Here is a 14236-nt window from a genome sequence, read left to right as displayed (position 1 = left end):
TAATGAAGATTAGGATACCTTTGACCGGGTATCCTTTTTTTGTACCTGAAAAACTATTTGAAGCGACTCGCAGCACTTGCCATAAATACACCAATTCTTTACCAATTTTGGCATGTTTAGCTAAATCATATTTGCTTTGCTTTTTAAATTATACTTTTGGTTGTATGACCCGCATAAGCTCTTTTGCAGGTGTAAATATTAAATTATGCTAATAAAATATAAATACGAGCACCATCAGAATCTGGCGCTAAATTTCGCAGCTTTATTATGTTTTACCTTTATTTTTTTTGGTAATGTAAAAGTTTTCGCCCAATCGACTTGGCTCGCTTTGGCTAAGAAACCATCAACCCTTGGTTTAGAAAATGGTTTCTTAAGTTACGATGCTGGGGGCTTTAATCTTAAGTTGGTTAAATCGTCGCAAACTTTAGCGAGCTTGCGCCCTAAGACGGTTAAAGATTTCGATTTTGCTCCATCAGATAGTTTAAAAGTTCGTAGCTCAGATGGACTTTATCATCTCGGCGATATCAACCTTAAATTACGCAGTGCTGGCACCGAAAATTGGGAGAGTTATAGTACCGCTGCAAAACGTAGTCCGGTAAAAAGTATTAATATTTCTAAGGCTTTATCTGCAGCAGATCTTGCTGCAACTTTGCCAGCATCAATTCCACTTCAGGTTACCAGAATTTGGGAAATACAGCAAGGCAAATTGGTGCTTAGTTTCAAATTGAAAAATAAGAGCGATAAAAATGTAGAGATAGGCGCCTTGGGCATTCCGATGATTTTTGATAACATTCTCGAAGGGCGCACGTTGGAACAAACTCATGCAAAAAATGTTTTTTACGATCCTTATATTGGTCAGGATGCTGGCTATTTGCAAGTTACTCGTCTAAGCGGTCATGCGCCATCGCTCATCGTAGCGCCCGTTGGCAAAACCCCTTTCGAAGCTTACAATCCGCTTAACGATGATAAAACCCCGCGTGGTATTGCCTTCGAAGGTTTCTACGAATGGATGGTTTACAGTAAAGCTTATGCCGAAAACGAATGGAAAACTGCTGAACAGTGGAACAAGCCAACGTCAATTATCATAAAACCGGGTGAAACCAAAACTTATGGTTTGCAATTTATCCTTTCGGGAACAGCTAAAAATATAGAAGCCAAACTTATCGAAAACAAAAGGCCAGTTGCCATGTCTGTTCCTGGTTACGTTTTACCACAAGATGTTGACGCGAAATTGTTTATCAATTATGCTAAAAAAGTTAAGTCGTTAACCATGTTTCCGGCTAATTCTTTAACCATTAAAAGTTTAGGCAACACAAAAAACGGCTGGAAAAGTTATGCCATAAAAGGCAATACATGGGGCAGGGCCAGATTAAATATTCTTTATGAGGATGGCTTAGAGCAGAGCATCAGCTATAAAATAATTCAGCCAGAAAGTAAAGTAATTGCAAGCTATGGTAATTTTTTAACCACAAAACAGTGGTTTAATCAACCAAATGATGTGTTTAAACGCAGTCCTTCAGCAATTACTTACGATTACGAAAAGCAACAACAGGTTGTTCAGGATAGTCGTGCATGGATTGCCGGTTTAAGTGATGAAGGTGGCGCTGGTTCATGGTTGGGGGCCATGATGAAACAACTCGTTCAGCCCGAAAAAGCGGAAATAGATAAATTACAAATGTTTGTAGATTCTGTTATGTTTAACAGAATTCAGCTTAAAGATGGCCCTAAAAAATACGGTGTTAGAAAAAGTCTTTTCTATTACGAACCTGATTCTATGCCTAAAGGAACTTATGCTACAGATGTTAACTTTAAAACCTGGGCAGCCTGGCCTAAAAAAGAAGCTAACGATCTTGGCCGTTCTTACAACTATCCTCACGTTGCCGCTGCACATTGGGTTATGTATCGTCTTGCCCGAAATTATAAGGGTTTTGTAACAGAAAATACCTGGAAAGAACATTTAATAAATGCGGCCGAAACAGGTATGGCAATGGTTAATATTGCGCCTTACTATGCACAATTTGGCCAAATGGAGGGTACAATTTTCTACCTCATTTTAACCGATCTTAAAAACGAAGGCTTAACTACAGAAGCATCACGCCTAGAAAATGAAATGAAAAAACGTGCCGACCACTGGCGTTCTTTAAGTTATCCTTTTGGTAGCGAAATGCCTTGGGATTCTACCGGTCAGGAAGAAGTTTACATGTGGTCTGATTATTTCGGTTATCAGGATAAAGCCAAAGCTACGCTTGATGCTATACTTGCTTATATGCCTGTAGTGCCACATTGGGCTTACAACGGTAATGCTCGTCGTTACTGGGATTTCCTTTACGGTGGCAAACTTTCTCGTATCGAGCGCATGATTCATCACTATGGTTCTGCACTAAACGCCATTCCGGTATTAACCAATTACCGCAAAAATCCTGATGATTTTTATCTTTTGCGTACAGGTTATGGCGGTTTATTGGGTTCTATTTCTAATATCACAGAAGATGGTTTTGCGCCTGCCGCTTTCCATGCTTATCCTTCAACCTTAAAAAATGATGGTATAACAGGCGATTACGGTTCGGGCTTTTTCGGCTATGCTGTAAATACGTCATCTTATCTGCTTAAACACAATGAATTTGGTTGGCTTGGCTTTGGTGGCAACGTAACCGAAACTAAAAATATTGTTAAAATCAATTTAACTACGGCGGCAAAATCTTCGGTTTATGTTGCACCTGCAGGTTTATGGATTACGCTTGATGCCGGAACGATTGAATTGTTAACATACAATACATTAACTGGAGAAATCAACCTTAGCTTAAATAAAGCCGATAGTCATACACCAACTGCGGTTTTGAGGTATTCGCAGCCTGCTATTTTAAAAAATGCAGTTACTTACAGCCTAAAAAGCAGCGCAGTAAAAGAACGTGGTGCAAATCTTATTACACTTTCATCAACACAAAATACTGTAGTTGTGCTTCAACATTAAAGGTATTACAACGTAAAAACACGCCTCGCAATTTTTTTTGTGGGGCTTTTTATTGCACTTAAATTCTTAGAAAAGGTACCGTAGAATTTCATCGGTTAAAGCAGCCCGTCTTTCCGCTGTATCCCCGCCAAAGTCTGCGGTAAAACTAAATTTCTGCATAAAAATAAAACAGAAAAAGTTCGGCGGGGTATTCCGCTGCAATACGGTTTAGGATATTTTAATCACTGCTAATAACTTAAATGTAGTATTCACAGTCTGGTGTTTAACATTTAATTAAGTCGTCATTTCGACTGGAGTGCAACTTGATAACCTAAGTTCGATTCTTATTTGTAATTATAAAAAGCTAAACAATTGCTTCAGAACACCCCGCCCGTTGGTGGTCGCAGAACGGGGTGTTTAATGAAAATAAACAACCGATAAGCTGCATGGTAATTGTCGAGCTGTGGGTTAATTTATTTCATAAAAATCAATATAAATGACATTGACAATAAGTAAACTAAGTGAATGAGTGATTATGCTCTGTGAAGACACAGACCATGGAGCAGCTTAAATGGTTAAAATTAATGAGTAACAATTAGCATCAATGGTAGGCTAATAGAGAAATCCTTTCAATTTGTTTACTATTTTAATGGATTTAACTTCGTTGAGCTTCGGTTCTCGGCTTCGCTAGAAATGATGCTTTTTGAAAAACTAACCATTTTGAAGATACGTGACTTGGTTAATATTCTATTTTTAGTTACGATTGTGGCGTAAGTATAGCGCACCAACCACCACCTTTTTCGAGATTTATTGTAATGGTTTTACCTTTTTCGGTTTTATCGTGACTGATTTTATAATCAGAAGCATGTCTGTCTGCATTAATACCATCGCTTAAAACATCCATTTGGTAAGTCTTATTATCGAGGAAAGGTAAATCAATTTTAAAATTTCGGGCATTCCAATCTGTCATTCCAGATATGTACCATTTGTCGCCTTTTTTACGGGCAATAATAGCGTATTCGCCAACTTTCCCATCAATAGCTATTGTTTGGTCCCAGGTGGTCGGTATTCTCGAAATAAACTCAGTACAAACGGAATCTTTTAAATAATTAGAAGGATTATCTGCTAACATTTGTAAAGGACTTTCATACATCACATACATGGCCACCTGGTGCGCTCTTGTTCCCATACTCATAGGCTCACTATACACAATGCTGAAATCCTTTTTATTTGCATTAATCATGGCACCGGGTGTATAATCCATCGGTCCGGCGGCCATTCTAATAAATGGAAGCGTAACATTATGAGCTGGTGTTATTTCTGCGCTCCACTTGTTATTCTCCAATCCGCGAACGCCTTCATAGCTCAGCACATTTGGATACTTATGGTTTAAACCAACGGGCTTGTAAGCGCCATGTAAATCAGCCATTAAATTATGCTTCGCTGCGGTCGCAGCCACTCGTTCATAAAAGTTTACCATGTATTGGTCAGCTCTGGCCATAAAGTCAACCTTTATACCAACCGCTCCCCATTTAGCGTAAGTTGCTAAAATGTTTTCCATATCAAGGTCTAACGGGCCCCATAAAGTCCATAACCAAACACCAACTTTTTTTGTTTTACCATAATCAATTATTTCCTGCAAATTAATGTCAGCAGTTGTATGAAGTAAATCGGTAGTGGTTTTTGTCCAGCCTTCATCTAACATAATATATTCCAAACCAAACTTGGCAGCAAAATCTATGTAGTATTTGTAGGTCTTGGTATTTATGCCCGATTTAAAATCTACGCCATAAATGTTGTTGTCATTCCACCAATCCCAGGCTACTTTTCCGGGTTTTACCCAATTGGTTTCACCAACTATCGATGGCGAAGAAAGTTTGTATGTAAGATTAGTTACCAGCAAATCCTTATCCTCAGGACAAATAGCAATACTACGCCATGGAAATTTTCTGGTACCTTTTGTTTTGGCAATATGTGTTTCAAGTTTAGTGATTTTTATGCCTCTATCGCGAACAGGTACACTTTCGGCGATATTCTTTGGGTATCCTGCAGTTAATATATTTCCGCTTGTACCAAAAAGAAACATATTTGGATAATCGTATAAATCAGCTTCACTAATTAACATTTTAATACCCGATTTTGCGTAAACTAACATCGGTAAAGCGGAGTGCTGCTTATCGTTGAAAGCATTAATGGTAGAATCTTTATACAGGCTTTCAAAGTGAGACAGGAAATTTGGGTCGCTTTCTTGTGGCCAGAAGACGCGGCTATTATTGCCAAAATCAAAGTCGGCAGTTTCGGTGTTAATTTCTAGTTCTTCTTTTAAGTTTGTTTCGAAACGATACGCCACACCATCATTATAAGCCCTGAAATAAATACTATATCCACCTTTAAAATCGAGCTTAAGTTCATTATAGTTATTCTCCACTATTTTGCTTTTAACAGGAATAACTGCGGTGATGTTTTTATTTACGCCCGATAATTTTTGCTTCAATAAAACAGGGTTAATTCCCGGCTGGATATTCCCATTGAGGTTAAGAGCTAGTTGACTTGGCTGTAAAATGATGTCATTTTTATAGAAAATGCTCCAGTAAATTTTACTATCGGTACTTACTTTAATGGTAATGTGTTTGTCTGGCGATTGCAATTGATAATCTTTTCCGAAAGCATAATGAAGTGCAAAAAGGTTTAGAATAATCGCAGCGATGATTTTTTTCATGGTTAAAAAATTTTCTTTAGCCATTACATTTTTTATGTATTGGCATTTCTCGTCTATCTATCGAACAGTTTAATTTTAAAACTATATGATGACTAAAAGGCCACTATGAATAGCACAGCAAATTAGGTAAATGCTTAATCTCAATAAATGCTATAATTTGCCAGTATTATGCATATTTTACCCTTATTTAACTTTCAGAATAAAATATTTGCGATTTTTGTACCACAATCATAGCTTATTATTCGCAGATACAACCCATATTTTAGCTATTCATTTTAAAGGTTATTAGATGAATAATACAATCGGGATATTTGCTTAACAGAAAAAAATATGTTCGATAAACAAGTTTACATTCTGAGAAGATCAGTTTTAAAATCAAAGTTGGGTTCAGGTATTCTACTCTTTTTGGGTAACGAAGAAAGCCCGATGAATTACAAAGATAATACTTACCATTTTAGGCAAGACAGTACCTTTTTGTATTATTTTGGAGTCAACGAACCATCACTTGCAGCGATTATCGATTTAGATGAAGGTAAAGAAATCATTTTCGGCAACGAAATGAGTATTGATGATATTGTGTGGATGGGCAGACAGAAAACACTGAAAGAAAAAAGTGAAGATGCGGGATTAACGGATCTATTGCCGTCCGCGCAACTGGAAGTATATTTGAAAAAATACCAGCAACAGAATAGAAATGTTCAGTTTTTACCACCATATCGTGCAGAAAATCAAATAAAACTTTCTACATGGTTTAATCTTTCTGTAGCACAAATTAAAAGTTCAGCTTCAGTGCCTTTTATTAAAGCAGTAGTTGCACAACGCTCCGTAAAATCAAGTGAAGAAATTGCCGAACTGGATAAAGCCGCATCTGTATCTGCAGATATTCATTTAATGGTTATGCAGTATGCTAAACCAGGAATGTACGAACGCGAAATTGCCGCTAAAATTCAAGAAGCTGCACTTGCTTCTGGTGGGAATTTGGCTTATCCAGCTATTTTAACCGTTCGTGGAGAAATTCTGCATAACCATTATCATGGCAACCAGCTTCAAGAAGGGCAAATGGTTTTAAACGATTCGGGTGTGGAAACCGCAATGGGCTATGCGGGCGATTTAACACGTACTTTTCCTGTTTCTAAAAAATTTACAGCTGAACAAAAAGATGTTTATGATGTAGTTCTGGAAGCATATACCAATGCTAAAAATTTATTGGCACCTGGCGTACGTTATTTCGATGTCCATTTAACGTCTTGTAAAACTTTGACACAAGGTTTAAAAGATATGGGCTTAATGAAAGGTAATATCGATGATGCAGTTGAAGCAGGCGCACACGCGATGTTTTTTCAGTGTGGAACTGGTCACATGATGGGGCTTGATGTACACGATATGGAAGACCTTGGCGAACAATACGTTGGTTATACAGGCGAGCTTCTAAAAAATACGAGCCAATTCGGACTTAAATCTTTAAGATTAGGTAAGGCTTTGAAAACTGGATATGTTTTAACCGTTGAACCTGGAATTTATATTATTCCCGAATTAATTGACAGATGGGAAGCAGAGGGGCAGTTCACAGAATTTATTAACTACGATAAATTAGCACAATTCCGAAATTTTACAGGGATTAGGGTAGAAGACGATTTCCTGATTACTGAAAATAGCCATCGCATGTTAGGTAAACATCTTGCTTTAACAACCACCGAAATTGAAGCCATTAGAAACGAAGCTTTTTAAAAATAAATACATGAAAATATTATCTCACATCACATTACTAATGATGCTAGTGGCCTGTTCAAACATCATTAAGGCTCAAGAACAAAAGCCAGTTTATAAGCTTGCAGATACTTTAAGAGGCAGTTTAACGCCTGAGCGTACCTGGTGGGATGTGCAGCGTTATGAGCTTTCGGTAAAACCAGATTACAATGATAAAAGCATAACTGGTGCTAATAAAATTGTATACAAAGTGGTTAAAGCCAATAGTGGTAATGTGCGTATGCAAATCGATCTGCAAGAGCCATTAATTATAGATAGTGTGGTGTATAATGAGTCTTCTAAGCTGAAGTTTGAGCATAATGGAAGCGTTTGGTATGTGCATGTTCCTGCGCAAAAATTAGCGGCACAAAATAATGTTCATATTTTTTATCATGGTAAGGTGCATCAGGCAAAAAGAGCACCCTGGGATGGCGGTTTCATTTTTACAACTGATTCCCTTTCTCGCCCCTGGATGACGGTTGCCTGTCAAGGTTTGGGTGCTTCTGTTTGGTATCCGAATAAAGATCATCAAAGTGATGAGCCAGATAAAGGTGCTTCGCTAACAATGACAGTTCCTGATACGCTTGTTGCAATCGGAAATGGTCGTTTGGTATTCAAAAAGAATAACAATGATGGTACAGCAACTTATAAATACAATGTAGAAAATCCGATTAGTAACTATTGCATCATTCCTTACATTGGAAAATATGTAAACTTTAAAGAAAAATATGCAGGTGAAAAAGGTCCTTTAGATTTGAATTATTGGGTTTTGGATTACAATTTACCAAAGGCTAAAACCTATATGCCAGATCAGGTTCATAAAATGTTGAAGAGTTTCGAATATTGGTTCGGACCGTATCCTTTTTATGAAGATGGTTATCAACTAATCGATGCTTCGCATACTGGTATGGAGCATCAATCGGCTGTATCTTATGGCAACTGGTATAAATTCGGTTATCGCGGTCGCGATATGTCTGGCGATGGTTGGGGATTAAAATGGGATTTTATCATCATCCACGAAAGCGGGCACGAGTGGTTTGGCAATAACATTACCACGAACGATCTTGCTGATATGTGGGTACACGAAGGATTTACCAATTACAGCGAAACCCTTTTTGTTGATTATATATTTGGTAACAAAGCCGGAAATGAATATAATTTTGGGATAAGAAAAGGTATTCATAACGATAAACCAATTATTCCTGCTTATGGTGTAAATGCACAAGGCAGCGGCGATATGTATCCAAAAGGTGGTAATATGCTGCATTCTATCAGACATGGATTAGATAATGATGAATTATTTCGTTCGATTTTGCGAGGCTTAAATCAAACTTTTTACCACAAAACGGTAACTTCAGCTCAAGTAGAATCTTATGTTTCTAAAAAAGCAGGTTTCAACTACGCAAAGGTTTTTGACCAATATTTGCGCACCATTCAAATTCCTACTTTCGAATATTATATTAAAGATGGAAAGGCTTTTTATCGATACATAGATTGTATAAAAGGATTCAATTTACCATTAACACTAAAAAAAGGAGGTGTTAAAAGTATAAAAATCGTTCCTTCGGAGGAATGGCAAAATGTAAGCCTTGTAGCTGGTCAAAACGACCTTTTCAGCAAACAATCAATCGAGTTTATGTACTATGTTAATGTGAAAAATACGAAATAGATTAATATCGTAATGTGAGCTGGCCCGAATCATTAAAAAGATTTGGCCAGTTTTTTTATGCACTAAAATTTTTAATTCATTATTCTTTTTCATCAAATAACCATCGGTTAATTAATGGTGCATTTATAGCCATTATTGGTTAAAATCCAATAATCTTCCCGAAAGGCTATGAATTAACTTTGAAAAACGTTGAATGGCTTTGTTCCCTAAAGGGTTTATTTAATGCTTCTAAAAACTGATTGAATTATTTCAGGACTTACTGCCAGCAACGTGCTTTTAAACGTAATCAATAAAAAAGAAAATAAAATGAGTATAAAATGGACTGGGGTTTTCCCTGCTGTAACAACCAAGTTTACAGCAAACGATGAATTAGATTTTGCAGCTTTCGATGTAAATTTAGAAGCACAGTTAGAAGCAGGTGCAGAAGGGATTATTTTAGGTGGTTCATTGGGCGAAGCCAGCGTACTTACCGATGAAGAAAAGTTCGGTCTATTATCGCATACTTTAGAAGTCGTAAATGGTCGTGTGCCAGTTCTTTTAAATATTGCTGAGGCTACAACTAAAAAAGCAATTGAGGTTGCATTAAAAGCAGAATCCCTTGGCGCAAACGGTTTAATGTTGTTGCCTCCAATGCGCTATTATGCTTCGCCAGAAGAAACTCTAGTATTTTTTGGTGCCATTGCAGAAAGCACAAAGTTGCCAATTATGATTTACAACAATCCGGTAGATTATAAAATTGAAGTAACTTTAGATATGTTTGAAGTGTTAACCAAGTACAGTAATATTCAGGCTATTAAAGAATCGACAAGAGATGTTTCTAACGTAACCCGTTTGATTAACCGTTTTGGCGACCGTTTCAAGATTTTTACTGGTGTAGATCCTTTAGCGATGGAAAGTATTGTAATGGGGGCAGATGGTTGGGTTGCTGGTTTGGTTGATGCTTTTCCAAGAGAAACAGTTGCTATTTTTAGATTAGTAAAACAAAATCGCATTGCAGAGGCTTTAACAATTTATCGCTGGTTTTTACCAGTTCTTGAACTTGATATTCATCCAAAATTGGTTCAATATATTAAGCTTGCAGAAGTTGCAACAGGTTTGGGTACTGAAGCAGTACGTGCGCCACGTTTAGCAATAGAGGGTAAGGAGCGTGAAAAAGTATTAAAAATTATTAATGATGCATTAGCTGTTCGTCCGGAGTTACCTGTAGGCAGCTGGGGCAAATAGTTTAAAAACCAAATATGAACGGAAAAAATATTGTAGCCTCAGCGTATGTAACTGTTGATGGTGTGAGTTTGAAGGCGATAAATCCGGCAACGGGTGTCTTTTTAGATGGTGAATTTTATAAAGCAAGTGAAAACGAAGTAAACCAAGCTTTAAAATCTGCAACCGAAGCTTTTAAAATTTACAGAAATCTAAATAAAGATAAAAAGGCTACATTTTTAAATACAATTGCCGATGAAATTGCGGCACTTGGCGATGAACTGGTTAACCGGGCTTCGGCTGAAAGTGGTTTGCCTTTGCCTCGCCTTCAAGGCGAACTTGGGCGAACAACCGGGCAGTTAAGGTTATTTGCTAATTTAATTTCCGAAGGTTCTTGGGTAGATGCGATTATTGATACCGCTCAACCAGATAGGCTACCTTTACCTAAACCAGATATTCGCAGAATGCTAATTCCAATTGGCCCGGTTGTGGTATTTGGAGCGAGTAATTTTCCTTTAGCTTTTTCTGTTGCTGGTGGCGATACCGCTTCGGCACTTGCCTCTGGTTGCCCAGTAATAGTAAAAGCACACCCGGCACATTACGGCACAAATGCACTTGTTGCGGGTGCAATAATAAAGGCAGTAGAAAAAACTGATATGCCAAAAGGTGTTTTTTCTATGCTTTATGATGATGGTTATACCATCGGTTCTGCATTGGTAAAACATCCACTCACTAAGGCCGTAACTTTTACAGGGTCGTTTAACGGTGGTATGGCTTTGGTTAATCTGGCGCAAGAAAGAGAAAACCCTATTCCGGTTTTTGCCGAAATGGGGAGTATCAATCCAGTAATTTTATTGCCAAAGGCGATAGAAGCACAAGCAGAAGAACTGGCTAAAAAATATGCTGCATCAATTACGCTTGGTGCCGGGCAGTTTTGTACCAATCCAGGTCTACTTTTAGCGCTTGAAACGCCTAAATTAAACACTTTTAAAAAGGTACTTGCTGAAGCTGTTTCAACTATTCCATCGGCAACAATGCTTACAGAAGGTATCGCCAAAAATTACGGTAAATTATCAGACGAAGTTATAAGCGAATCGGGTGTTGAACTTTTAGCGGTTTCAACAGTGAAAAACGAAGCGTTGCAGAACCAGTCAGAAGCCAGAATTGCACAGGTAAAAGCCAGCGATTTTATCAAAAATCCTAAGCTTCGGGAAGAAATTTTCGGCCCATATTCGCTTTTGGTTGCAGCCAATAATCTTGCAGAATTGGAAGCTGCGGTTGAAGTATTAGAAGGACAACTTACGGTAACTTTAATGGCTGCAGAAGATGAACTGAAAAACTACACTTCATTACTGAATATTTTAACCGATAAAACCGGAAGAATTATTTTAAATGGTGTGCCTACGGGTGTAGAAGTTTGTGCGGCAATGCAACACGGCGGACCATTCCCTGCAACAAACGATAGCCGTTTTACTTCCGTAGGTTCTACAGCAGTTTCACGTTTTGTAAGGCCGTTGGCTTACCAAGATTGGGAGCAAGATTTATTGCCAGATGAATTGAAGGACGGAAATCCACTCGGTATTTTCAGAACAGTTAACCAGCTTTTAACCAAATAATATGAGTAAAACTTTTTTTTGTGTGGATGCACATACCTGCGGAAATCCGGTTAGGCTGGTTGCTGGAGGTGGCCCACAGCTTAACGGCTCGAACATGAGCGAAAAGCGTCAACATTTTTTAAAAGAATTCGACTGGATTAGAACAGGTTTAATGTTCGAACCACGAGGACATGATATGATGTCGGGCAGTATTTTATATCCACCTCATAACCCAGAAAATGATGTTGCTGTTCTTTTTATCGAAACCAGTGGCTGCTTACCTATGTGTGGGCATGGAACCATCGGAACCATAACTATTGCGATTGAAGAAGGCCTTATCCAACCGAAAATACCTGGGGTAATCCGTATGGAAGCACCTGCTGGTCTTGTTTTAATAGAATATAAACAGGAAGGAAAAAAAGTTAAATCAGTAAAACTGAAAAATGTGGCCTCTTATCTGGCTGCCGAAAACTTACAAATAGAATGCCCGGATTTAGGTTTATTAACCTTTGATGTTGCTTACGGCGGAAATTTTTATGCCATTGTAGATCCTCAGGAAAACTTCCCTGGACTTGAAAATTATACCGCTTCGCAGCTGATTACGTGGAGCCAGGCCATACGTAAACGCATTAATGAGCAATATACTTTTGTGCACCCGCTTGATGAGACGATTAATGGTTGCAGCCATATTTTGTGGACAGGTAAAACTTTAGACCCAACATCTACCGCAAGAAATGCAGTTTTTTATGGCGATAAAGCTATCGATAGGTCGCCTTGCGGAACAGGAACATCAGCTCGCATGGCGCAATGGTACGCCAAGGGAAAATTAAAACAAGGTGAAGATTTTATTCACGAAAGTTTCATTGGTAGCAAATTTACCGGAAGAGTAGAAGAAGAAGTAGATTTAAACGGTATTAAAGCCATTATTCCAAGTGTAGAAGGTTGGGCAAAAGTATTTGGGTACAATACCATAAAAATTGATGCTGAAGACGACCCTTATGCTTATGGTTTTCAGGTCATATAAATTCAAAAATACTATAGCCGATGTTGAACTATTTACATCGGCTTTTTCATTAAATTACTAAAAATAGAAATATCGCATGGCGAAGGTTTTAATCATAGGTGGTGGAATTATGGGTTTAAGTTCAGCTTATTACCTGCAAAAAAAAGGGTTCGAAGTAACAGTGCTTGATAAAGGCGATATCCGCGATAATTGTTCTTTTGGTAATGCTGGTATGATTGTGCCCAGTCATTTTGTCCCACTTGCAGCACCAGGAATGATTAGCCAGGGAATTCGGTGGATGTTTAACAGCAAAAGTCCGTTTTACGTACGTCCGTCGTTAAATGGAAACCTTATCAGCTGGGGATTAAAATTTATGAAACATGCAACAAACAAACATGTTAATCAAGCTGCAGAACCTCTACGCGATTTATCTTTATTGAGTAAAAAGCTTTACGAAGATTTAGCTAAAGAACCAGATTTCGATTTCGAATTAACAAACAACGGCATTCTTGCTTATTATAAAACAGAGAAAGCAGGAGAAGAAGAAGCGCATTTAGCAAAACGGGCAATAGAACTTGGTTTAGATATGGCCGTTTTAAATGCTGATGAATGTAAATTGCTTCAGCCAAAATTAAATTTAGATGTTTTGGGAGCTGTGCACTATCGTTGCGATGCGCATTTGTATCCAGCGAAGCTGATGAATGCATTACTTACGTATCTCGAAAAAAATAACGTAAAAATTATCCGCAATAAAGAAGTTGATAGAATCGAATCATCAGGCAATCGCATTACAAAAGTTTTTACTGGCGATACCAGTTGGGAGGCAGATCAATACGTAATTGCTACAGGTTCGTGGTCGCCGGCAATAGCCAAAATGGTCGATTTGAATATTTCACTCATGCCAGGGAAAGGTTATTCTTTTATGGAGAAAGAACCCTTAAACCGCTTAACTATTCCGGCTTTGCTTTGCGAGGCGAGAGTGGCTATTACCCCAATGAATGGCTGCATTCGCTATGGAGGTACAATGGAATTGGATAAAATTAACACTAGGATTAATATGGTTAGGGTAAAGGGAATCGTAGAATCTATACCAAAATATTTTCCCGATTTGCATCCCGAACTTCCACAACAAGAAGATGTTTGGTATGGGTTCAGACCTTCATCACCCGATGGCTTGCCTTATATTGGAAGAAGTACACAAAAAGAGAATTTAATTGTAGCCACCGGACATGGGATGATGGGCTTGAGTTTAGGTCCTGCAACTGGATTATTAGTAAGCCAAATTGTAGCCGAACAAACCCCAGAGTTAAAAATGGAGCCTTATGCAATACGATAGTCGCTGTGTTTTAAGCTT

8 protein-coding genes are annotated in these 14236 nt (G+C 38.0%); 7 read left to right on the top strand and 1 reads right to left on the bottom strand.

Annotated features, from left to right (window positions below; all coding sequences use genetic code 11):
* Positions 1-205: 205 nt before the first annotated feature.
* Positions 206-2971, top strand: coding sequence for a DUF5695 domain-containing protein (locus ACFOUY_RS17750; RefSeq protein ID WP_378962562.1), 2766 nt, complete (start codon positions 206-208; stop codon positions 2969-2971).
* Between the two features lie 736 nt (positions 2972-3707).
* On the opposite strand, the gene ACFOUY_RS17745 is transcribed toward ACFOUY_RS17750, so the two are convergent.
* Positions 3708-5669: a glycoside hydrolase family 97 protein gene (locus ACFOUY_RS17745; protein WP_378962561.1), complete on the bottom strand. Its 1962-nt coding sequence runs from the start codon at positions 5667-5669 to the stop codon at positions 3708-3710.
* A gap of 330 nt (positions 5670-5999) precedes the next feature.
* Between ACFOUY_RS17745 and ACFOUY_RS17740 the strand changes: the two genes are divergently transcribed.
* The 6 genes from ACFOUY_RS17740 to ACFOUY_RS17715 all read left to right on the top strand — a co-directional run bounded on the left by ACFOUY_RS17740 (position 6000) and on the right by ACFOUY_RS17715 (position 14218).
* Positions 6000-7397, top strand: a complete 1398-nt coding sequence (locus tag ACFOUY_RS17740; protein WP_378962560.1) for an aminopeptidase P family protein — start codon at positions 6000-6002, stop codon at positions 7395-7397.
* A gap of 10 nt (positions 7398-7407) precedes the next feature.
* Positions 7408-9084 (top strand): M1 family metallopeptidase, encoded by a 1677-nt coding sequence (locus tag ACFOUY_RS17735; RefSeq protein WP_378962559.1) that lies wholly within the window; start codon positions 7408-7410, stop codon positions 9082-9084.
* Positions 9085-9390: 306 nt separating this feature from the next.
* Entirely contained in the window at positions 9391-10308 is a 918-nt protein-coding gene (locus tag ACFOUY_RS17730) for a dihydrodipicolinate synthase family protein (protein ID WP_378962558.1), read from the top strand.
* A 14-nt stretch (positions 10309-10322) separates the two neighbouring features.
* Entirely contained in the window at positions 10323-11900 is a 1578-nt protein-coding gene (locus ACFOUY_RS17725) for an aldehyde dehydrogenase (NADP(+)) (RefSeq protein ID WP_378962557.1), read from the top strand.
* 1 nt (position 11901) lies between these two features.
* Complete coding sequence (locus ACFOUY_RS17720) at positions 11902-12903, top strand: 4-hydroxyproline epimerase (protein WP_378962555.1); 1002 nt, start codon at positions 11902-11904, stop codon at positions 12901-12903.
* A gap of 76 nt (positions 12904-12979) precedes the next feature.
* Positions 12980-14218 carry an NAD(P)/FAD-dependent oxidoreductase gene (locus ACFOUY_RS17715; RefSeq protein WP_378962554.1) on the top strand — a complete coding sequence of 413 codons (1239 nt, stop codon included), beginning with the start codon at positions 12980-12982 and terminating at the stop codon, positions 14216-14218.
* The last annotated feature ends 18 nt before the right edge of the window (positions 14219-14236 follow it).

The organism is Pedobacter jamesrossensis (assembly GCF_042650905.1).
Taxonomy (GTDB): Bacteria; Bacteroidota; Bacteroidia; order Sphingobacteriales; family Sphingobacteriaceae; genus Pedobacter; species Pedobacter jamesrossensis.
Note: the sequence above shows the minus strand (reverse complement) of the source record. Positions and strands in the feature narration are given on the sequence as shown.